Origin of the sequence: Streptomyces smaragdinus (genome assembly GCF_009604385.1) — a bacterium.
Classification (GTDB): domain Bacteria; phylum Actinomycetota; class Actinomycetes; order Streptomycetales; family Streptomycetaceae; genus Streptomyces; species Streptomyces smaragdinus.
Genome location: NZ_WEGJ01000005.1, coordinates 120,849 through 141,442, shown reverse-complemented (window position 1 = coordinate 141,442; position 20,594 = coordinate 120,849). Strand labels below are relative to the sequence as shown.

At 71.0% G+C, this 20,594-nt stretch carries 19 protein-coding genes and 1 pseudogene; 16 read left to right on the top strand and 4 right to left on the bottom strand.

Annotation, left to right across the window (positions count from 1 at the left end; genetic code table 11):
* Positions 1-4 precede the first annotated feature (4 nt).
* Positions 5-1,387, bottom strand: coding sequence for a cation:dicarboxylate symporter family transporter (locus SRB5_RS11065; RefSeq protein WP_323377707.1), 1,383 nt, complete (start codon positions 1,385-1,387; stop codon positions 5-7).
* Between the two features lie 119 nt (positions 1,388-1,506).
* Between SRB5_RS11065 and SRB5_RS11060 the strand changes: the two genes are divergently transcribed.
* The 5 genes from SRB5_RS11060 (at position 1,507) to SRB5_RS11040 (ending at position 7,065) form a co-directional block, all read left to right on the top strand.
* On the top strand, positions 1,507-3,108 hold the full coding sequence (locus SRB5_RS11060; protein ID WP_153451422.1) for an ATP-binding protein: 1,602 nt from the start codon (positions 1,507-1,509) through the stop codon (positions 3,106-3,108).
* Positions 3,105-3,806: a response regulator gene (locus tag SRB5_RS11055; RefSeq protein ID WP_153451421.1), complete on the top strand. Its 702-nt coding sequence runs from the start codon at positions 3,105-3,107 to the stop codon at positions 3,804-3,806. The genes SRB5_RS11060 and SRB5_RS11055 overlap by 4 nt, the downstream gene beginning before the upstream one ends.
* Before the next feature lie 134 nt (positions 3,807-3,940).
* On the top strand, positions 3,941-5,299 hold the full coding sequence (locus SRB5_RS11050; protein ID WP_153451419.1) for an extracellular solute-binding protein: 1,359 nt from the start codon (positions 3,941-3,943) through the stop codon (positions 5,297-5,299).
* Positions 5,296-6,222 carry a carbohydrate ABC transporter permease gene (locus SRB5_RS11045; protein WP_407703899.1) on the top strand — a complete coding sequence of 309 codons (927 nt, stop codon included), beginning with the start codon at positions 5,296-5,298 and terminating at the stop codon, positions 6,220-6,222. The genes SRB5_RS11050 and SRB5_RS11045 overlap by 4 nt, the downstream gene beginning before the upstream one ends.
* Entirely contained in the window at positions 6,223-7,065 is an 843-nt protein-coding gene (locus SRB5_RS11040; RefSeq protein WP_323377706.1) for a carbohydrate ABC transporter permease, read from the top strand. It begins immediately after the preceding gene.
* Here the strand turns inward: SRB5_RS11040 and SRB5_RS11035 are convergent.
* The gene (locus SRB5_RS11035; RefSeq protein WP_153451417.1) at positions 7,062-8,087 is read right to left on the bottom strand and encodes a 6-phosphofructokinase; all 1,026 of its coding nucleotides are present in this window, start codon (positions 8,085-8,087) and stop codon (positions 7,062-7,064) included. The genes SRB5_RS11040 and SRB5_RS11035 overlap by 4 nt on opposite strands.
* A gap of 370 nt (positions 8,088-8,457) precedes the next feature.
* Here SRB5_RS11035 and pta point away from each other — a divergent pair, with 370 nt between their 5' ends.
* From pta to SRB5_RS10995, 8 genes are all read left to right on the top strand, one after another.
* A complete protein-coding gene (pta, locus tag SRB5_RS11030; RefSeq protein WP_323377705.1) occupies positions 8,458-10,581 on the top strand; it encodes a phosphate acetyltransferase in 2,124 nt (707 codons plus the stop codon).
* A 16-nt stretch (positions 10,582-10,597) separates the two neighbouring features.
* On the top strand, positions 10,598-11,761 hold the full coding sequence (locus SRB5_RS11025; RefSeq protein ID WP_153451416.1) for an acetate kinase: 1,164 nt from the start codon (positions 10,598-10,600) through the stop codon (positions 11,759-11,761).
* 35 nt (positions 11,762-11,796) lie between these two features.
* Positions 11,797-13,221, top strand: a complete 1,425-nt coding sequence (pyk, locus tag SRB5_RS11020; RefSeq protein ID WP_153451414.1) for a pyruvate kinase — start codon at positions 11,797-11,799, stop codon at positions 13,219-13,221.
* A 123-nt stretch (positions 13,222-13,344) separates the two neighbouring features.
* Positions 13,345-13,692, top strand: a complete 348-nt coding sequence (locus tag SRB5_RS11015) for a DUF3817 domain-containing protein (RefSeq protein WP_323377704.1) — start codon at positions 13,345-13,347, stop codon at positions 13,690-13,692.
* Between the two features lie 90 nt (positions 13,693-13,782).
* Positions 13,783-14,421, top strand: a complete 639-nt coding sequence (locus tag SRB5_RS11010) for an AIM24 family protein (RefSeq protein ID WP_323377703.1) — start codon at positions 13,783-13,785, stop codon at positions 14,419-14,421.
* A complete protein-coding gene (locus SRB5_RS11005; protein ID WP_153451413.1) occupies positions 14,421-15,074 on the top strand; it encodes an AIM24 family protein in 654 nt (217 codons plus the stop codon). The genes SRB5_RS11010 and SRB5_RS11005 overlap by 1 nt, the downstream gene beginning before the upstream one ends.
* Complete coding sequence (locus tag SRB5_RS11000) at positions 15,071-15,826, top strand: AIM24 family protein (RefSeq protein WP_323377702.1); 756 nt, start codon at positions 15,071-15,073, stop codon at positions 15,824-15,826. The genes SRB5_RS11005 and SRB5_RS11000 overlap by 4 nt, the downstream gene beginning before the upstream one ends.
* A gap of 105 nt (positions 15,827-15,931) precedes the next feature.
* A complete protein-coding gene (locus tag SRB5_RS10995; RefSeq protein WP_153451410.1) occupies positions 15,932-16,414 on the top strand; it encodes a MarR family winged helix-turn-helix transcriptional regulator in 483 nt (160 codons plus the stop codon).
* Between the two features lie 4 nt (positions 16,415-16,418).
* Here the strand turns inward: SRB5_RS10995 and SRB5_RS10990 are convergent, their stop codons facing one another.
* Together SRB5_RS10990 and SRB5_RS10985 are read right to left on the bottom strand one after the other, a co-directional pair.
* Positions 16,419-16,727, bottom strand: a complete 309-nt coding sequence (locus tag SRB5_RS10990; protein WP_407703905.1) for an ATP-binding protein — start codon at positions 16,725-16,727, stop codon at positions 16,419-16,421.
* Positions 16,728-16,888: 161 nt separating this feature from the next.
* Positions 16,889-17,068 (bottom strand): annotated as a pseudogene (locus tag SRB5_RS10985) (response regulator); the annotation flags it as partial.
* A gap of 130 nt (positions 17,069-17,198) precedes the next feature.
* Here SRB5_RS10985 and SRB5_RS10980 point away from each other — a divergent pair.
* From SRB5_RS10980 to SRB5_RS10970, 3 genes are all read left to right on the top strand, one after another.
* Positions 17,199-17,657: a PepSY domain-containing protein gene (locus SRB5_RS10980; RefSeq protein WP_153451408.1), complete on the top strand. Its 459-nt coding sequence runs from the start codon at positions 17,199-17,201 to the stop codon at positions 17,655-17,657.
* Positions 17,658-17,707: 50 nt separating this feature from the next.
* Positions 17,708-18,709: a PepSY domain-containing protein gene (locus tag SRB5_RS10975; protein WP_153451406.1), complete on the top strand. Its 1,002-nt coding sequence runs from the start codon at positions 17,708-17,710 to the stop codon at positions 18,707-18,709.
* Positions 18,710-18,871: 162 nt separating this feature from the next.
* Positions 18,872-20,572, top strand: a complete 1,701-nt coding sequence (locus tag SRB5_RS10970; RefSeq protein WP_323377701.1) for an acyl-CoA mutase large subunit family protein — start codon at positions 18,872-18,874, stop codon at positions 20,570-20,572.
* Positions 20,573-20,594: the final 22 nt, after the last annotated feature.

The window sequence follows — 20,594 nt, the reverse complement described above, 5'->3', positions numbered from 1 at the left end:
TGAATCAGGCGTCCGCGGACCGTTTCTCCAACGACGCCTGCGCCGGCACACCGGCCGCCGGCACGTCGTCCAGCAGGGTCGTCTCGTCGAACGGCAGCCGTCCGGCGAGGACCTCGTCCACCCGCGCCCGGTCGATCTCCTTGGTCCAGGTACCGACCAGGACACACGCCACCGCGTTGCCCGCGAAGTTCGTCAGCGCCCGGGCCTCGCTCATGAAGCGGTCGATGCCGACGATCAGCCCGACGCCGTCGACCAGTTCCGGCCGGTGCGACTGGAGCCCGCCGGCCAGCGTGGCGAGTCCGGCGCCGGTGACTCCGGCGGCGCCCTTGGACGCCACGATCATGAACAGCAGCAGCGAGACCTGCTCCCCGATGCTCAGCGGGTCGCCCATCCCCTCGGCGATGAACAGGGAGGCCATCGTCAGATAGATCGCGGTGCCGTCGAGGTTGAAGGAGTACCCGGTCGGCACGGTGATGCCGGCGACCGGCTTGGACACGCCCAGGTGCTCCATCTTCGCGATCAGCCGCGGCAGGGCCGACTCGGAGGAGGACGTGGACAGGATGAGCAGGAACTCGCGCCCCAGATACTTGAGCAGCGGCCACAGGCTGATCCCGGCGATCGTCCGCAGCAGCAGCCCGAGCACACCGAAGACGAAGACCACGCAGGTGGCGTAGAAGCCGAGCATGATCATGGCGAGGGACTTCAGCGCGTCCATACCGGTCTCGCCGACGACGGCGGCCATCGCGCCGAACGCGCCGACCGGCGCCGCCCACATGATCATCGCGAGGACCCGGAAGACGAGCCGCTGGATGTGCTCCACGCCCCGCAGCACCGGCTGCCCGGCCTTGCCCATCATCTGCAGCGCGAACCCGCACAGCAGCGCCACCAGCAGCGTCTGCAGCACCTCGCCCTCGGTGAAGGCGGACACCAGGGTGGTGGGCACAATGCCCAGCAGGAAGTCGGTGGTCGACTCGGCGGCGCCCGCCGCCTGCTCCGCTCCCGCGCCCTTGGTGGCCTCGGTGAGGTGCAGGCCGGAGCCCGGGTCGATCAGATTGCCGACGACCAGGCCGATCGCGAGGGCGACGGTCGACATGACCATGAAGTAGCCGAGGGCGAGGCCGCCCACCGCGCCGACCTTGGCGGCCTTGCGGACCGATCCGACGCCGAGCACGATCGTGCAGAAGATGATCGGCGAGATCATCATCTTGATCAGATTGACGAAGCCGGTGCCCAGGGGCTTGAGCTCCTTGGCGAAGTCGGGCGCGGCGAACCCGACGGCGATGCCGGCGAGCACCGCCGCGATCACCGCCAGATACAGATAGTGGGTACGGTCCCGCCTGGCGTGTGGCGGCGGCGCGTGCGTCGTCCCGGACGGCTGCGCGGACACGGTGGCCTCCTGGTGAGGTCGTCGTTTCGGGGGTCCCGGCGACTATCCATCCAGGTGTGAGTGGGGTCACTGTTGCGTTCATTGAGTTCACCGCGCACAGCAAAGGCAGACTGACTACCATGCGCGTGCCCTTCCCCCGCAGCCTCGCCGGCCGGCTGTTCGTCATCCAGGTGGTCCTGATCACCGCCGTGGTGGCGGGCTGCTCGGTGTACGTGTACTTCGGCGAGCACGCCCGCGCCGAGCGCTCGGCGCAGGAGCGGGCCCGGGCGGTGGCCGTGTCGGTCGCGGACTCGCCGGTGGTGACGGCGGCGCTGGCGGACCCCGATCCCTCCGCGCTGCTCCAGCCGTACGCGGAGGAGGTACGCCACGACGCGGGCGTCACGTTCATCACGATCATGGCGCCCGACGGCACCCGCTACACCCACCCCAACCCCGACCGGATCGGCGAGCGGTTCGTCGGCCACCGGGAGCGGGCGCTGCGCGGGGAGACGTTCGGCGAGACGTATCCCGGGACGCTCGGCACGTCGGTACGGGTCGTCGCGCCGGTGACGGACGCCGACGGGAAGGTCGTCGGGCTGGTCAGCGCCGGGATCCTGCTGGAGCGGATCACCGAGGAGGTGCGCCGGCAGGTCGTGTCGCTGCTGTGGGTGGCGCTGGGGGCGGTCGCGCTCGGCGGGGCGGGCACGTATGTGATCAACGCGCGGCTGCGCCGGCACACCCACGGGATGAACGCCGCCGAGCTCAGCCGGCTGTACGAGTACCACCAGGCGGCGCTGCACGGTGTCCGCGAGGGGCTGCTGCTGCTCGACGGCCAGCGGCGGATCGCCCTGGTCAACGACGCCGGCCGGGAGCTGCTGGGCGTACCGGACGACCCGGTCGGCCGGTACGTGACGGACCTCGCCCTCCCCCCGCCGCTCACCGGCGCCCTGCTGGCGGCGGAGCCGCGGGTGGACGAGCTGCATCCGACGGCGGAGCGGATCCTGGTCGTCAACACCTCGCCGGTGTCCGGCGGCCTCCGCCGCGGCACCGTCGTCACCCTGCGGGACCACACCGAGCTCCAGGCGCTGGCCGGCGAGCTGGACTCCGTACGCGGGCTGGCCGAGGCCCTGCGCTCGCAGGCGCACGAGGCGGCGAACCGGCTGCATACCGTCGTCTCGCTGATCGAGCTCGGGCGTACGGAGGAGGCCGTCGGCTTCGCCACCCAGGAGCTGGCGCTGGCCCAGGCGCTGACCGACCAGGTGGTGGCCGCGGTGGCCGAGCCGGTGCTGGCGGCGCTGCTGCTGGGCAAGGCGGCGCAGGCCGGTGAGCGCGGCGTGGAGCTGGAGCTGGCCCCCGGCAGCCGGATCGACGACGGGGTGCTGCCGCCGGCGCTGACCGCCCGGGACCTGGTCACCGTGCTGGGGAATCTGATCGACAACGCCCTCGACGCCGCCCAGCAGTCCGGCGCGGGCGCGCGGGTCACGGTGACGGCGCGCGCGGACGAGCGGGAGCTGCTGCTGGCGGTGGCGGACACGGGGCCGGGGATAGCGGAGGCGGACGAGGTGTTCACCCGGGGCTTCTCGACGAAGGGCGGCGGCCGGGGGCTGGGCCTCGCGCTGGTCCGCCAGGCGGTGCGCCGCGCCGGGGGGACAGTGACCGTGACGGAGGCGGCGGGGGGCGGCGCGGAGTTCACCGTACGGGTGCCGCGGCCCGCCGCCGCGCTGGAAGGGGCCGCGCGATGACCGGGCTGCGGGTGCTGGTCGTCGAGGACGACCCGGTGGCGGCGGACGCCCACCGGCTGTACGTCGAACGCGTCCCGGGCTTCACCGTGGCGGCGGTCGCGCACTCCCGCGCGGCGGCCGTACGGGCGCTCGCCGAACCGGACGCCGCCGTCGACCTGATCCTCCTCGACCTCTACCTCCCCGACGGCCACGGCCTGCGCCTGCTGCGCGCCCTGCGGGCCGCCGGACACCGCGCCGACGTCATCGCGGTGACCTCGGCGCGCGATCTGGAGGTCGTGCGCGAGGGGGTGTCGCTGGGGGTGGTCCAGTACGTCCTCAAGCCGTTCGCGTTCGCCACCCTGCGCGACCGCCTCGAGCGCTACCGGGACTTCCGCGAGGCGGCGGGCGGCGAGGCCGGCGGCCAGGACGAGGTCGACCGGGCGCTGGCCACCCTCCGTACCCCGCAGCCGGCCGCCCTGCCCAAGGGCCTCAGCGCGCCCACCCTCTCCGCCGTGACCACGGCCCTGCGCGACGCGGGCGCGACGGGCCTGACGGCCTCCGCGACCGGCACCGGGCTGGGCATCTCGCGGATCACGGCCCGCCGCTATCTGGAGCATCTGGTGGACACCGCCCGGGCCGAACGGGCCCCGCAGTACGGCCAGGTGGGCCGCCCCGAACTGCGCTACCGCTGGACGGGATCACGCCCCGACCAGGCATGACCGCGGGCGTAAAAGGGCAGTACAACGTTGTCGCAATCCCCTGCGAACCCTCTTGACCCACCGGTAGTACGCGCTTACGTTCCCCGCAGCCTTCCGAGCGTTCAACCCGAGCCGCCCCAGGAGGTCTTGCTCCCATGCGCCCACTCCCGCGCTCCATCCCTCTGATCCTGGCCGCCGCACTCGCCACCACCGCGCTGACCGCCTGCGGCAGCGACTCCGGCAGTGACAAGGACACCGTCAAGGTCCAGTACAAGCGCTCCACCGACGCCAAGAACAAGATCTTCGACCGCGAACTGGAGGCGGTGAAGAAGGAGTTCGAGGAGAAGTTCCCGGACAAGAAGGTCGAGCTCGTCCCGCTGAAGGTGCCGGACGAGCAGTACTACACCAAGGTCCAGCAGATGATCCGGACCAAGAAGACCTCCCCCGACCTGGTGTACGAGGACACCTTCCTCATCAACTCCGACATCACCGCCGGATTACTCACGCCCCTGGACGGCTATCTGAAGAAGTGGCCCGACTGGGACCAGTACATCGACACGGCGAAGACGGCTGCCCGCGGCCAGGACGGCAAGACCTACGGCGTCCCGGACGGCACTGACACCCGCGGCCTGTGGTACAGCAAGGAGCTCTTCGAGAAGGCGGGCCTGCCGGCCGACTGGCAGCCGAAGAACTGGGACGACGTCCTGTCCGCGGCCCGCACGGTCAAGCAGGAGCTCCCGGACGTCATCCCGCTGAACATCTACACCGGCAAGGCCGTCGGCGAGGCCGCCTCCATGCAGGGCTTCGAGATGCTGCTGTACGGCACCGAGGACACCTTGTACGACGAGAGCGCCAAGAAGTGGGTGGCCGGCAGCCAGGGCTTCAAGGACGCCCTCGGATTCGTCGAGACGGTGTTCAAGGAGAAGCTCGGCCCCGACCCGCAGGACGCCCTCGACCCGAACGCCGGCACCAAGGTCGCCACCGAATGGTTCCCGCAGGGCAAGCTGGCCATCGACCTCGACGGCTCCTGGATGGGCAACAACTGGCAGGAGACCGGCGCGAAGCCGTGGCCCGAGTGGACCGAGGCGCTCGGCCAGACCGCGATGCCCACCCAGAACGGCCAGGCACCCGGCCGGGTGTCCATGTCCGGCGGCTGGACCTGGGCCATCCCGTCCAACGCCGGGAACCCGGACCTCGCGTTCGAGTTCATGAAGATCGCCCAGTCGCAGAAGAACTGCACCCGGCTGACCATGGCCAACGGCCAGATCGCCGTCCGCAAGGACGTCGCGGCGGACCCGGAGTACCAGGACTACGTGCCCGGCATCAAGTTCTTCACGGACCTGGTCGCCGACACCCACTACCGTCCGGCGCTCCCCGTCTACCCGCAGGTCTCCACCGCGATCCAGGAGGCGATGGAGCAGGTCACCACCGGTGACGCGGCAGTGGACGACGCGGCGAAGTCGTACGACGAGCAGCTGGAGTCCATCGCCGAGGGCCAGGTAGTCCGGCAGTGACCGCGACGGTCGGGTCCCCGGGCGCCGCCGCCGGCGCGGCGCCCGGGGCGCGGGCGCCGCGCCCGGTGCTGCGCGCCCTGCTGCGGGGGCTGCCCGTCGGCCCCTCGCTGGTCCTGCTGCTGCTGTTCCTGGCCGGCCCGATCGCGTACTGCGTCTGGATCGCGTTCACCGATCTGCAGCTCAGCGGGCAGGCGGAGTCGTCGTTCGTGGGGCTGGAGAACTTCCGTACCGCCTTCGGCGACGACGGGTTCGTCAACGCCGTCAAGCTGACCCTGGTCTTCACGTTCGTCTCGTCGGTCGTCGGCCAGAACACCCTGGGGCTGGCGCTGGCGGGGCTGATGGTCCGGGCCTCCAAGGCGGTACGGACCGTCACGGGCGCCGTCGTGATCACCTGCTGGGTGGTCCCGGAGGTGGTGGCGGGCTTCCTGCTGTACGCGTACTTCCGCCGCGACGGCACGCTCAACGAGATCCTGGGCCACCTCCATCTGCCCGACCAGAACTGGCTGTACACGCTGCCGATCCTGGCGGTGTCGTTCGCCAACATCTGGCGCGGCACGGCGTTCTCGATGCTCGTCTACAACGCGGCGCTCGCCGAGATCCCCAAGGAGATCACCGAGGCCGCGGAGGTCGACGGCGCGAACGGCTGGCGCCGGATCCGGCACATCACGCTGCCGATGATCCGCCGCTCCATCGGGACCAACCTGATGCTCAACACCCTGCAGACACTGTCCGTCTTCGGCCTCATCTGGGCGATGACGCGCGGCGGGCCCGGCGACCGCAGCCAGACCCTGCCGTTGTTCATGTACGAGCAGGCGTTCAAGAACAACCTGATCGGCTACGGGACCGCCGTGGCCCTGCTGCTGCTCGTCGTCGGTGCCCTGTTCTCGCTGATCTATCTGCGTCTGCTGCGCACGGAGGTCTGAGTGCCCCGGATCACGGCGCGTGTGCGCCGCAACTCCCGCCGGCTCGCCGCCGACGCCGCGCTGCTCCTCGCCGCGGCGGCGTTCGCGCTGCCGCTGCTCTGGCTGGTGCTGTCGTCGCTGGACGCCGGCGCGGGGCTGACGGTGAAGCTGCCGGACGACTACACGCTGGACAACTTCGACCAGGTGCTGACGCCCGAGATGACGTTCACCCCGCTGCTCAACAGCCTGCTGCTGTGCGGCGGGGCGACGCTGATGACGGTGGTGTGCGCGGCGCTGGCGGCGTATCCGCTGTCGCGCTTCCAGGGGCGGCTGAACCGGCCGTTCATGCTCACCATCCTGTTCACGACGTCGCTGCCGATCACCGCGATCATGGTGCCGGTGTACGGGCTGTTCGTACAGACCGATCTGATCGACACCATGTACGGGACGGCGCTGTTCCTGGCGGCGTCGTCGCTGCCGTTCGCCATCTGGCTGATGAAGAACTTCATGGACGGGGTGCCCCGGGTGCTGGAGGAGGCCGCCTGGACGGACGGGGCCTCGGCCATGCAGGCGCTGGTGCGGGTCATCCTGCCGATGATGGGGCCGGGGATCGTGGTGGTGACGATCTTCTCGTTCATCATGATGTGGGGGAACTTCTTCGTCCCCTTCATGCTGCTGCTGACGCCGGACCAGTTCCCGGCGTCCGTCAGCATCTTCGAGTTCTTCGGGAACACCGGGTCGGTGATCTACGGGCAGCTGGCGGCGTTCTCCATCATCTACACGTCGCCCGCGGTGCTGTTGTACGTGCTGATCTCACGCCGGCTGGGGGGTGGGTTCACGCTGGGCGGGGCGGTAAAGGGCTAGAACACCGATTCGGCCTCGTCCATCCGGCTCGCCGGGACCGTCTTCAGCTCGGTCACGGCGTCCGCCAGGGGGGCCATCACGATGTCGGTGCCGCGCAGCGCCGTCATCATGCCGAAGTCGCCGCGGTGCACGGCCTCCACGGCGTGCCAGCCGAAGCGGGTGGCCAGGACCCTGTCGTACGCGGTCGGGGTGCCGCCGCGCTGGACGTGGCCGAGGATCACCGGCTTGGCCTCCTTGCCCAGGCGGTCCTCCAGCTCGGCGGCCAGCCGGTTGCCGATGCCCTGGAAGCGTTCGTGGCCGAACTGGTCGATCTCGCCCTTGCGGTAGTCCATCTGGCCCTCGGCCGGGTGGGCTCCCTCGGCAACGCAGACCACGGCGAACTTCTTGCCGCGGGCGAAGCGCTCCTCGACCATCGCGCAGAGGGCGTCCACGGAGAACGGGCGCTCCGGGAGGCAGATGCCGTGGGCGCCGCCGGCCATGCCCGACTCCAGGGCGATCCAGCCGGCGTGGCGGCCCATCACCTCGACGACCATCACGCGCTGGTGGGACTCCGCGGTGGTCTTCAGGCGGTCTATCGCCTCGGTGGCCACGCCGACGGCGGTGTCGAAGCCGAAGGTGCGGTCGGTGGCGGAGATGTCGTTGTCGATCGTCTTGGGAACGCCGACGACCGGGAGGCCGGCCGCCGCGAGCATGCTGGAGGCGGTGAGGGTGCCTTCGCCGCCGATCGGGATCAGGGCGTCGAGGCCGAGCTCGCGGCTGAGGTCCTCCGTCTCCTCGCAGGCCTGGCGGAGGCGGGCCCGCTCCAGGCGGGAGGAGCCGAGGATGGTGCCTCCCCGTGCGAGGATGCCGCTGACCGCGTCGAGGTCGAGTTTGCGGTAGCGGGCCTCCAGGAGGCCCTTGAAGCCGTCCTCGAAGCCGATGACCTCGTCGCCGTGGCCGGCCACGGCTCGGTGGACGACCGAGCGGATGACGGCGTTGAGGCCGGGGCAGTCGCCGCCGGCGGTCAGGACTCCGATGCGCATGTGGGTTTTCTCCGGGGGGTCGGTCGCCGCACGTCAGGTCGATTCTTCCACGGCGGCGGGGGCACCGCTCCCGGGGCTCCGCCCCGGACCCCGGTCGGCGCTGCGCGCCTCGTCCTCAAGCGCCGGACGGGCTGTAATGGGGTGCTTTTGCGTCTCTGCCTCGCCTTGCGGACGTGCCGGGAGGCAGTCCGTTCACCCCCTGTTCCCGCCCCCGCCGGTGAAGGTTCTCCGTCCGTGCATCGACCGCACGCCGTGGGCGTACTCCTCCCCCACCCAAAGCAGCCCGCCGGGCACCGTCCCCCGGGGCGAAGGTATCGTCGGCGGTGGGATTGTGTGCATTCTGCGTGACACTACGTGACCGGGAGAGAGCGTGACTCGCAGCGTCTACGTTGCCGGGGTGGGCCGGGGTGACGGGCGGCAGGTGGTTGAGCTCGGGATGATGGAGCTCCTCACCCGGCAGGTGGAGCGGGTGGGGGTGTTCCGGCCGCTCGCGCATGACGAGGCCGACCCCGTGTTCGACCTGATGCGCGCGCGGTACCGGCTGTCGCAGGCGCCCGGGTCCGTGCTCGGGATGCGGTACGAGGAGGCCTCCGCCGTCCAGGCCGAGCACGGCACCGACGAGCTCGTGTCCCGGCTGGTGCGGCGCTACCACGACATCGCCGACGACTACGAGGTCGTCCTCGTCCTCGGCAGCGACTACGCCGACACCAGCATCCCCGCGGAGCTCAGCCTCAACGCCCGGCTCGCCAACGAGTGCGGCGCCGTCGTCATCCCCGTCGTCGGCGGCCAGGGTCACACCGCCGACGTGCTGGTCCCCGAGGTGCGCAACGCCCTGCACGCGTTCACCTCGCTGGGCTGCGACGTCCTCGCGATGGTCGTCAACCGGGTCGGCGACGCCCACGCCCAGCAGGCGGCCCGCGAGCTCGGCGGCCATCTGCCCGTGCCGGTGTACGTGCTGCCGGAGGACCCCGCGCTGTCCGCGCCCACGGTCTCCCAGGTCAGGACGGCGCTGGGGGCGCGCGTGCTGATGGGCGACGACTCCGGGATGGCCCGTGACGTACGGGACTACGTCTTCGGCGGCGCGATGCTCCCCGCCTTCCTCCCCGCCCTGACCCCGGGCGCGCTGGTGATCACCCCCGGCGACCGGGCGGACCTGATCATCGGCTCCCTGGCCGCCCACTCGGCCGGCGCGCCCGCCATCGCCGGGGTGCTGCTGACCCTCGGCGAGCGGCCCGGGGACGAGACGATGGCGCTCGCCGCCCGGCTGGCCCCGGGGACGCCGGTGCTGGCGGTGGACGACGGCTCGTTCAGGACGGCCGCCGAGCTGGCCACCCTCGAGGGCCGGCTCACGGCGGCCACCCCGCGCAAGGCGGACATCGCCGTCGGACTGTTCGAGAGCCATGTGGACGGCAGCCGGCTGACCAGCCGGCTCAGCGTGGCGCCGACCGGCCGGATCACCCCGATGATGTTCGAGCACATGCTGATCGAACGCGCCCAGTCGCAGCGCCGCCGCGTGGTCCTCCCCGAGGGCGCCGAGGAGCGGGTGCTGCGCGCGGCCGAGGTGATCCTGCGCCGCGGGGTGTGCGATCTGACGCTGCTGGGCGACGAGGCCGTGATCCGCCGGAACATCGCCGAGCTGGGCCTCGGCCTCCCCCTCCTGGCCCCCGACGAGGCCCCCGGTCAGGCCGCGCACGCGCAGGTCATAGACCCGGTGACGTCCCCGCTGCGGGACCGGTTCGCCGAGGTGTACGCGAAGTACCGGGCGCATAAGGGTGTCTCCGTCGAGCTGGCGCACGATGTAGTGGCGGACGTGAACTACTTCGGCACGCTGATGGTCCAGGAGGGGCTCGCCGACGCCATGGTCTCCGGCTCGGTGCACTCCACCGCGGCGACCATCCGCCCCGCCTTCGAGGTGATCAAGACGGCCCCGGGCGCCTCGATCGTCTCCTCCGTCTTCTTCATGTGCCTGGCGGACAAGGTCCTGGTCTACGGCGACTGCGCCGTCAACCCCGACCCGAACGCCGAGGAGCTGGCGGACATCGCCATCCAGTCGGCCGCCACGGCGGCGAAGTTCGGCGTCGAGCCGCGGGTGGCGATGCTGTCGTACTCCACCGGCACCTCCGGCACCGGCGCGGACGTCGACAAGGTCCGTACCGCCACGGAGATCGTCCGCTCCCGGCGCCCCGATCTGCTGATCGAGGGGCCGATCCAGTACGACGCCGCCGTGGACCCCACGGTGGCGCGGACGAAGGCGCCGGACTCGCCGGTCGCCGGGCAGGCCACGGTGCTGGTCTTCCCCGATCTGAACACCGGCAACAACACGTACAAGGCCGTGCAGCGGTCGGCGGGCGCGATCGCCGTCGGGCCGGTGCTGCAGGGACTCAACAAGCCCGTGAACGACCTGTCGCGCGGGGCGCTCGTCCAGGACATCGTGAACACGGTGGCCATCACGGCGATCCAGGCACAGGACCAGGACAGGGGCCGAGAGCAGTGAGCGCGAGGACATCCGTATGAAGCCGTCCGACACCCGGGCCCTCGTGCTGAACTCGGGCTCCTCGTCCCTGAAGTACCAGCTGATCGACATGGCCGGTCACGACCGGCTGGCCTCCGGCATCGTCGAGCGGATCGGCGAGGGCCCGGTGGCCGACCACGGCGAGGCGCTGCGCATCGTCTCCGGCGAGCTGGCCGCGGCCGGCAGCGGGCTGGACGACGAGCGGCTGGCGGTCATCGGCCACCGGGTGGTGCACGGCGGCACCCGGTTCACCGAGCCGACCCTGATCGACGACGAGGTCGTCGCCGAGCTGGAGAAGCTCGTCCCCCTGGCACCGCTGCACAACCCGGCCAACATCGCCGGCATCCAGGTCGCCCGCACCCTGCGCCCCGGTCTGCCGCAGGTCGCCGTCTTCGACACCGCCTTCCACGCCACGATCCCGGAGGCCGCGGCCCGCTACGCCGTCGACGCCGCGACGGCGGACCGGTTCGGGATCCGGCGCTACGGCTTCCACGGCACCTCGCACGCGTACGTCTCCCGGGCCACCGCCGCGCTGCTGGGCAAGGCCCCGGACGAGGTGAACGTCATCGTCCTGCACCTGGGCAACGGCGCCAGCGCCTCGGCCGTGGAGCGCGGGCGCTGCGTCGAGACGTCGATGGGCCTGACCCCGCTGGAGGGCCTGGTCATGGGTACCCGCAGCGGCGACATCGACCCCGCGGTAGTCTTCCACCTCGCCCGAACGGGCGGGATGTCCACCGACGAGATCGACACCCTGCTGAACAAGCGGAGCGGACTCGTCGGACTCTGCGGTGACAACGACATGCGGGAGATCGCCCGCCGGATAGGCGAGGGCGACGAGTCCGCGCGGCTGGCGTTCGACGTCTACTGCCACCGCATACGCAAGTACGTCGGTGCCTACACCGCCGTCCTCGGCGAGGTCGACGCCATCGCGTTCACCGCCGGGGTCGGCGAGAACTCCGCCGCGGTCCGCGAGGCGAGCACGCAGAACCTGCGGGCGCTCGGTGTGGAGCTGGACCCGGTCTTGAACGCCGTCCGTGCGCGATCACCGAGGATCGTGTCGGCGGCGGGCTCCCGGGTGGCCGTGGCCGTCGTACCGACCGACGAGGAACTCGAGATCGCCACCCAGGCGTACTCCCTCGCGGCACAGAACAGACCCAAGTAAATTTCGCGCCGGAACAAACCGATAGGATCGTCGTTATGCGCCGAGCCAAGATCGTCTGTACCCTGGGTCCCGCCGTCGACTCCTACGAGCAGCTGAAGTCGCTGGTCGAAGCGGGCATGAACGTGGCACGTTTCAATTTCAGCCACGGCAGCCACGCCGAACACGAAGAGCGTTACCGCCGTGTCCGCAAGGCGTCGGAGGAGACCGGGAAGCCCCTGGGTGTCCTCGCCGACCTGCAGGGCCCGAAGATCCGGCTGGAGACCTTCGCCGAAGGCCCGGTCGAGCTCGAGCGGGGCGACGAGTTCACCATCACCACCGAGGACGTCCCCGGTGACAAGCACATCTGCGGGACCACGTACAAGGGCCTGCCCGCCGACTGCTCGCCGGGCGAGCGGATCCTGATCAACGACGGCGCGGTGGCCCTGGAGGTCACCGAGGTCGCCGGGCCCGAGGTCCGCTGCATCGTGATCGAGGGCGGGGTGATCTCCGACCACAAGGGCATCAACCTGCCCGGTGTCGCGGTCAACGTCCCCGCGCTGTCCGAGAAGGACATCGAGGACCTGCGCTTCGCGCTGCGGCTGGGTGCCGACATGGTGGCCCTGTCCTTCGTCCGCGACGCCTCCGACATCCGCGACGTGCACCGGGTGATGGACGAGGTGGGCCGCCGGGTCCCGGTCATCGCCAAGGTCGAGAAGCCGCAGGCCGTGGAGAACATGGAGGAGGTCGTCATGGCCTTCGACGCCGTCATGGTCGCCCGCGGCGACCTGGCGGTGGAGTACCCGCTGGAGAAGGTCCCGGTCGTCCAGAAGCGGCTGATCGAGATGTGCCGGCGCAACGCCAAGCCGGTGATCGTCGCGACCCAGATGATGGAGTCGATGATCAACTCGTCGCGGCCGACCCGCGCCGAGGCCTCCGACGTGGCCAACGCCATCCTGGACGGCGCGGACGCGGTGATGCTGTCCGCCGAGTCGTCGGTCGGCAAGTATCCGATCGAGACCGTCAAGACCATGTCGCGGATCGTCGAGGCGGCCGAAGGGGAGCTGCTGTCGCGCGGTCTGCAGCCGCTGGTGCCGGGCAAGAAGCCGCGCACCCAGGGCGGCTCCGTGGCCCGCGCGGCCTGCGAGATCGCGGACTTCCTCGGCGCGAAGACGCTGGTGGCGTTCACCCAGTCCGGCGACACCGCGCGGCGGCTCTCCCGCTACCGCGCCTGCCAGCCGATCCTGGCCTTCACCACCGACGCCTCGACGCGCAACCAGCTGACGCTGAGCTGGGGCGTCGAGCCGATCCTGACGCGGTACGTGGACAACACCGACGCCATGGTCGACCTGGTGGACGCGGAGCTGCGCGGCCTCTCCCGGTTCACCGACGGCGACACCATGATCATCACGGCGGGCTCCCCGCCCGGTGTCCCCGGTACGACCAACATGGTCCGGGTCCACCACCTGGGCGAGAACGGCTGACGCCGAGGGGGCGGGCTCCGGCCCGCCCCCCTCCGGACGGGGTCCGGTCCGCCGCGTGCGACAATGGCCTGAGCTTGTGAAACGCCGCACAAGCCCCGCCGGACCCCCGACCGAAGGTTCATCGTGGACACGAAGACCGCCTCCGCCCTGCACCGCCTGCGCCTCATCTCCGTACCGGAGGCGCTCTCCTTCCCCGCGCTGCTGATCTTCGGCTCGCTGCTCAGCCGGATCTCGGACATCAACCTCGTGATGCCGCTGGGCGCGCTGCACGGCATCCTCTTCACGCTCTACCTGGTCCAGCTGGCGGACGTGTGGAACCGCGCCAAGTGGCCGTTCAAGCGCGTCGCCTTCTTCTTCCTGCTCGCGGTCCTGCCGTTCGGCGGCCTGTACGGCGACAAGCTCCTCAAGCGCTACGAGGCCGACAGCGTCATCGCCGCCCGCGGCCGCGCGGAAGCCGCCGCCGAGGCCTGAGGTCCTGGGGTTGTCCCCGGAATAACCCAGTCCCTCCACAACATCCCGAAGTCCCTGGCCAAGCCCTCCACCGGGCATTAGCGTCACACCGTGGCTCAGTTCAGGCTCCAGGGGAGCAAGGTGCTCGCCGTCGATCTGCACGGCGATACCGTCAAGGCGAAGAACGGCGCCATGGTCGCGTACGACGGCCAGATGGCGTTCAAGAAACTCACGGGTGGGGGCGAGGGGGTCCGGGGCATGGTCACCCGCCGGCTGACCGGCGAGCAGATGGTCATGATGGAGGTGAAGGGGCAGGGGACCTGCTTCTTCGCGGACCGGGCGAGCGAGATCAACCTCGTCCAGCTGCACGGCGACAAGCTGTACGTCGAGTCCAGCAATCTGCTGTGCACCGACGGCGCCCTGCGTACGGGGACCAGCTTCACGGGACTGCGCGGCGCCGCGCAGGGCAACGGACTCTTCACCACGACCGTGGAGGGCACCGGCCAGGCGGCGATCATGTCGGACGGCCCGGCCGTGGTGCTCCGGGTGGCGCCCGGACTGCCGCTCCAGGTCGACCCCGGCGCGTACGTCGCGCACCAGGGGAACCTCCAGCAGAACTTCCAGTCCGGGATCAACTTCCGGACGATCATCGGCGAGGGCGGCGGCGAGGCGTTCCAGATCCGCTTCGAGGGCGACGGCCTCGTCTACGTACAGCCCAGCGAGCGCAACACCATCGGGGGTGATGTGTGATGCCGTTCACCTCCGTCAACTCCAAGATGGTCCGCGCCCAGGTGACACCCGGACAGCGGATGTTCAGCCAGCGCGGCGCGATGCTCGCGTACACGGGCGACGTCAACTTCACCCCGAACATGCAGGGCGGCCAGGGCGGCATCGCCTCGATGATCGGCCGCCGGGTGGCCGGCGAGGCGACGCCGCTGATGACCGTCGAGGGCAGCGGCACGGTGATGTTCGGCCACGGCGGGCATCACGTGCACGTCATAGACCTGAACGGCGAGACGCTGTACGTCGAGGCCGACCGGCTGCTGGCGTTCGACGGCTCGCTGCAGCAGGGGACGATGTTCATGGGCTCCCAGGGCGGCGTGATGGGCATGGTCCGCGGCCAGGTCACGGGCCAGGGACTGTTCACCACGACCCTCAAGGGCAAGGGCTCGGTCGCGGTCATGGCGCACGGCGGCGTGTTCGAGCTGCCGATCACCCCGCAGCGGCCGGTGCACGTCGACCCGCAGGCGTATGTGGCGCACCGCGGCGATGACGTACGCAACAAGCTCTCCACCGCGCTCGGCTGGCGCGACATGGTGGGCCGCGGCTCCGGCGAGGCCTTCCAGCTCGAGCTGTCGGGCAACGGCACGGTGTACGTCCAGGCGTCGGAGGAGAAGCTGTGAGCGGTCCCGTCGTCCACGACGTCAACACGCTGCCCAGTAATGACAACGTCAACAACTACGCCTTTAGCGTGGATGTGAAGGGGCAGTGGTTCCTCCAGAAGGGGAAGATGATCGCCTACTACGGGCAGATCAGCTTCGACGGGATCGGCCACGGCCGGCTCGACCGTCTGGTGGCCACCAGCTTCCATTCCCCGCTGCACGCCTCGGACTGGGTGGTCGCCGAGGGCAACGGCAAGATGCTGCTGGCCGATCGGGCCTTCGACGTCAACTCGTTCGATCTCGACAACGGCAATCTGACGATCCGCTCGGGTAACCTGCTCGCCTTCGAGCCGACGCTCTCCCTGAAGCAGTCGATCATCCCCGGTTTCCTCACCCTGATCGGGACCGGGAAGTTCGTCGCGGCGTCCAACGGGCCCGTGGTCTTCATGGAACCGCCGATCCGGGTCGATCCGCAGGCCCTGGTCGGCTGGGCGGACTGCCCGGCGCCGTGCCACCACTACGACCACCAGTACCTGCGCGGTGTGATGGGCGGACTGCGCCAGCTCACGGGCATCGGCGGGGTCTCCGGCGAAGAGCACCAGTTCGAGTTCATTGGCGCCGGTACGGTGCTGCTGCAGTCGACCGAGACGCTGATGGCCGAGCGGGCCACGGGGGCCACCCCGCAGCAGGCCGGGGTGCCCGGCGGGGGTCAACCGGGCGTTCCGCGACTGCCGGGTCAGCTCGGCGACTTGCAGAGACGGTTCGGTTTGTAGGCCATACTCAGCCATGACACGACCGGTCGAACGTGCGCACAGCACGTTCGACCGGGTGTCGGCTGACGCCCGTTGCCGGATCCGAGGGATTGGTGCCCGACCGAGATGACCGCAGAGTCCTTGACCGAGACCCGTTGGCTCACCGACGGTGAGCAGAGTGCCTGGCGCACCCATCTCGAGGTCAGCCGCCTGCTGATGTACCAGCTGGAGCGGGACCTGCAGCCCTTCGGCCTGACCAACAACGACTACGAGATCCTGGTCAACCTCTCGGAGGCCGACGAGCGGCGGATGCGGATGAGCGATCTCGCCGCGGCGACGCTGCAGTCCAAGAGCCGGCTGTCCCACCAGGTGACCCGGATGGAGGCCGCGGGGCTGGTCCGCCGTACGGCCTGCGAGTCCGACCGGCGCGGGCTGTTCGCGGTGCTGACGGACGACGGCTGGCATCTGATGCAGCGCGTGGCCCCGCACCATGTGGCCTCGGTGCGGCGTCACTTCATCGACATACTGACCCCCGAGCAGCTGGACGCCCTGCACGACGCGCTGCTGCCCGTCGCGGGTCATCTGCGCGGGCAGCGGTCCCGGCCCTAGGTGCCTAGGGGGCCGGCAGCCTGGCCTCGAAGCGGGCGCCTCCCAGGGCGGAGGTGCCCGCCGTGACGGTGCCGCCGTGCCGGGTGACCACGTCGCGGCAGATGGCGAGCCCCAGTCCGGCTCCGCCGTCGTCCCGGCTGCGGGCGTCGTCCAGCCGGACGAAGCGCTCGAACACCCGCTCGCGCTGCTCCGGCGGCACCCCCGGCCCGTCGTCGCACACCGCGAGCACCGCCGTGGGGCCGTCACGCCGCAGGGACACCTCGACCGTACGGGCCGCGTGCCGCCGGGCGTTGTCCAGCAGATTCCCCAGCACCCGCGCCAGCTGCCCCCGCAACCCCGGCACGGACACCGCCTCCAGCTCCCCGGCGCTCACCCCCTCCCGGCGGGCGGCCGCCTCGCGCACCAGCGCGTCCAGTGCCACCGGGGCGCTCGCCGGCGTCGAGGCGGGCCAGCAGCAGGTCCGCGGCGAGCCGCGTAGCCGTTGAGGCCGGGCAGCATGTTGTCGAGCAGGATCAGGTCGTACGGGAGGGTCGTCGCCCGGTGCAGCCCGTCCGTGCCGGTGTGGACGACGTCCACGGCGAATCCCTCGGCCGTCAGCCCCCGGGCCAGGGAGCGGGCGAGGCGGTGCTCGTCCTCGACCAGTAGCAGGCGCATGACCCCAGGGTGACAGGGCGTTCCTGAAGCGGTCTTCAGGGTTCTTCAGCATGCCTTCAGCGACTGTTCCGCACGCTGTTCTTTGTCACCGGCGAACCGGTGGAAGACCAGCCAGACCGGAGGAAGCCCCATGAACCGCAATATTCTGCTCGCCGCCGTCACCGCCGCCGTGCTCACGGCCGGCACCGTCACCGCGGTCGCCGTCACCGGCGACGGGTCACCGGGGCCGCAGCGGCAGCGGGCCGCCGCGCCGGTACGGGGCGACAGCCCGCGCACCGACGTCCGCGACGACCGGGCACGGGACGACCGCGGGCGCGACGACGGCCGCCGCCGGGACGACCGCCGCTCCGCCTCCCCCTCCCCCCGCTCCAGCCGCACCGGCGCCCCGCAGGCCCCCGTCACCGCCGACGAGGCGGCACGGGCGGCTCTGCGTCTCGTACCGGGCCGGATCACGTCCCTCGAGTTCGAGGGCGAGGGTGCCCGGCAGTGGGAGATCGAGGTCGCCGGACGGGACGGAAAGTCGCACAGGGTGACCGTCGACGCCCGTGGGACCGCTGTTCCGGCCCCGGACCGGCACGGCCATCACTGAGCGTAGGGCCACGGGTTGCGGTTGATCGTTCTTCCCGGACATTGGGAGGCATGACCAGCTTTGAGAACCCGAGCCCCTCCCGACGGGGCGACGACCCCGAGTCGACGTCCCGCCGGGCCGGCACGCCGGGCAGCCACCCGTACGAACAGCCGAGCGAAGACCCGACCACCAAGCCGGTCTCCGGCCGCGCGAGCGACGCACCCACGGTGCCCGTACGCGAAGTCCGGTCCACCGGAACGCCGCGCGCCGCGTCGGCGGCCGAACAACAGCGGGCGGAGGAGGCCGCCGAGCTGAGAGCGAAGGCCGCCGCCGACCGCGAGGCGCGGGCGAGAGCGGCCCCGGCCGCCGGCCCGGAACGCACGGCGCATTCCGCGCAGGAGCCCGTGTACGAGGGGCGGAGCACCGTACCGCCGCGCGAGACCCGGTACGCCGGCACCGCGCGGACCACGGGCAAGGCCGCCGCCGCTCCGCCCAGGAAGCGCAGGCTGGGCTGGCTGCTGCCCGCCGCGCTCGCCGCGCTGGCGGCGATCTTCATGGGGCTGTACGCCTCGAAGGGCGACAGCAGCGACTGGGCGAAGTCGTCCGTCAAGGTCGACGAGAAGCTGCCGTACCCGACGGAGATCCGGCACACCGTGAACGCGGCCAAGGTCAACGCGCGCGAGGCGCGGACCGCCGCGCTGAAGCGGCACGACGGCACGATGGTCTCCGAGAGCCTGGAGTCGGACATGGGCTACGCCCGCTGGAACGTCGACATCCTCGGCGACGACGGCAAGCTGCACAGCGTCGTCGTCGACCCGGGCAACGCCAAGATCCTGCGCGACACCGTGAACACGCAGGTCAACATGACGGACCTGCGCAACGCCGCGGCCTCCCGGACCGGCGCCGCCGCGGTGTCCGACCGGATCTCCGACGCCGGCCGCACCCCCTCGCAGATCGTGTACGACGCCGGCGCGAAGCAGTGGGCCGCGACCTCGTGGAGCGGCGGCAACTCCATCCAGCAGAACTACTCCGCCGCGACCGGCCGCCTCGTCCCCCAGGCGAGCGCCCGCTGACCCGCGTACGGGCACAGGCACAGGCGGGGCGGGTCCGGTCCGGGCCCGCCCCGCCCCGTGTGTCCCCGCGACGTGTCCGGAGCCACCCGGGACGGCGCTTGCGTAAGCGAGCGTTAACCAGCGACAATTACTAGGACGTCCAAGTACTTCAGGAGGCGGATCGTGAACCCCGAGGCCATCGACGCAGGTCGCAGCCGCTGGCAGGCGCGTTTCGACGCCGCCCGCACCCGCGAAGCGGACTTCACCACGCTCTCCGGCGACCCCGTCGAGCCGGTGTACGGCCCGCGCCCCGGCGACACGTACGACGGGTTCGAGCGCATCGGCTGGCCCGGCGAGTTCCCCTTCACCCGCGGGCTGTACGCCACCGGCTACCGCGGGCGTACCTGGACGATCCGCCAGTTCGCGGGCTTCGGCAACGCCGAGCAGACCAACGAGCGGTACAAGATGATCCTGGGCGCCGGCGGCGGCGGGCTGTCCGTGGCGTTCGACATGCCGACCCTGATGGGCCGCGACTCCGACGACCCGCGCTCGCTGGGCGAGGTCGGCCACTGCGGGGTCGCGATCGACTCGGCCGCCGACATGGAGGTCCTGTTCAAGGACATCCCCCTCGGTGACGTCACGACGTCGATGACGATCTCCGGCCCGGCGGTGCCGGTCTTCTGCATGTACCTGGTGGCCGCCGAGCGCCAGGGCGTCGACCCGGCGGTGCTCAACGGCACGCTGCAGACGGACATCTTCAAGGAGTACATCGCGCAGAAGGAGTGGCTCTTCGAGCCGGAGCCCCATCTGCGGCTGATCGGCGACCTGATGGAGCACTGCGCGGTCAGGATCCCGGCGTACAAGCCGCTCTCGGTCTCCGGCTACCACATCCGCGAGGCGGGCTCGACGGCCGCGCAGGAGCTGGCGTACACGCTCGCCGACGGCTTCGGATACGTGGAGCTGGGCCTGTCGCGCGGGCTGGACGTGGACACGTTCGCGCCGGGGCTGTCGTTCTTCTTCGACGCGCACGTCGACTTCTTCGAGGAGATCGCCAAGTTCCGCGCCGCGCGCCGGATCTGGGCGCGCTGGATGCGGGACGTGTACGGGGCGCGGACGGACAAGGCGCAGTGGCTGCGCTTCCACACCCAGACGGCCGGGGTCTCGCTGACCGCGCAGCAGCCGTACAACAACGTCGTACGGACCGCGGTCGAGGCCCTCGCGGCGGTCCTGGGCGGGACGAACTCGCTGCACACCAACGCCCTCGACGAGACGCTCGCGCTGCCGTCCGAGCAGGCGGCGGAGATCGCGCTGCGCACGCAGCAGGTGCTGATGGAGGAGACCGGCGTCGCCAACGTCGCCGACCCACTGGGCGGCTCGTGGTACGTGGAGCAGCTGACGGACCGGATCGAGGCGGACGCGGAGCGGATCTTCGAGCAGATCAAGGAGCGGGGGCTGCGGGCGCACCCCGACGGGCGGCATCCGATCGGGCCGATCACGTCCGGGATCCTGCGGGGGATCGAGGACGGGTGGTTCACCGGGGAGATCGCGGAGTCGGCGTTCCGGTACCAGCAGGCGCTGGAGAAGGACGAGAAGAAGGTCGTCGGCGTCAACTGCCACACCGGGTCGGTCACGGGGGACCTCGAGATCCTGCGGGTCAGCCACGAGGTGGAGCGGGAGCAGGTGCGGGCCCTGGGGTCCCGGAAGTCCGCTCGTGACGAGGCGCGGGTCAAGGCCTCCCTGGACGCGATGCTGGGCGCCGCCCGGGACGGGTCGAACATGATCGAGCCGATGCTGGACGCGGTGCGCGCGGAGGCGACGCTGGGCGAGATCTGCGACGCGCTGCGCGCGGAGTGGGGCGTCTACACGGAGCCGGCGGGCTTCTGACGTCCGTCGCGTTACGGGTGCA

What these genes read in the sequence shown, in the direction of transcription:
- SRB5_RS11060 (WP_153451422.1), top strand. Translation starts at nt 1,507, where the DNA reads ATGCGCGTGCCCTTCCCCCGCAGCCTCGCCGGCCGGCTGTTCGTCATC.
- SRB5_RS11055 (WP_153451421.1), top strand. Translation starts at nt 3,105, where the DNA reads ATGACCGGGCTGCGGGTGCTGGTCGTCGAGGACGACCCGGTGGCGGCG.
- SRB5_RS11050 (WP_153451419.1), top strand. Translation starts at nt 3,941, where the DNA reads ATGCGCCCACTCCCGCGCTCCATCCCTCTGATCCTGGCCGCCGCACTC.
- SRB5_RS11035 (WP_153451417.1), bottom strand. Translation starts at nt 8,087, where the DNA reads ATGCGCATCGGAGTCCTGACCGCCGGCGGCGACTGCCCCGGCCTCAAC.
- SRB5_RS11025 (WP_153451416.1), top strand. Translation starts at nt 10,598, where the DNA reads ATGAAGCCGTCCGACACCCGGGCCCTCGTGCTGAACTCGGGCTCCTCG.
- pyk (WP_153451414.1), top strand. Translation starts at nt 11,797, where the DNA reads ATGCGCCGAGCCAAGATCGTCTGTACCCTGGGTCCCGCCGTCGACTCC.
- SRB5_RS11005 (WP_153451413.1), top strand. Translation starts at nt 14,421, where the DNA reads ATGCCGTTCACCTCCGTCAACTCCAAGATGGTCCGCGCCCAGGTGACA.
- SRB5_RS10995 (WP_153451410.1), top strand. Translation starts at nt 15,932, where the DNA reads ATGACCGCAGAGTCCTTGACCGAGACCCGTTGGCTCACCGACGGTGAG.
- SRB5_RS10980 (WP_153451408.1), top strand. Translation starts at nt 17,199, where the DNA reads ATGAACCGCAATATTCTGCTCGCCGCCGTCACCGCCGCCGTGCTCACG.
- SRB5_RS10975 (WP_153451406.1), top strand. Translation starts at nt 17,708, where the DNA reads ATGACCAGCTTTGAGAACCCGAGCCCCTCCCGACGGGGCGACGACCCC.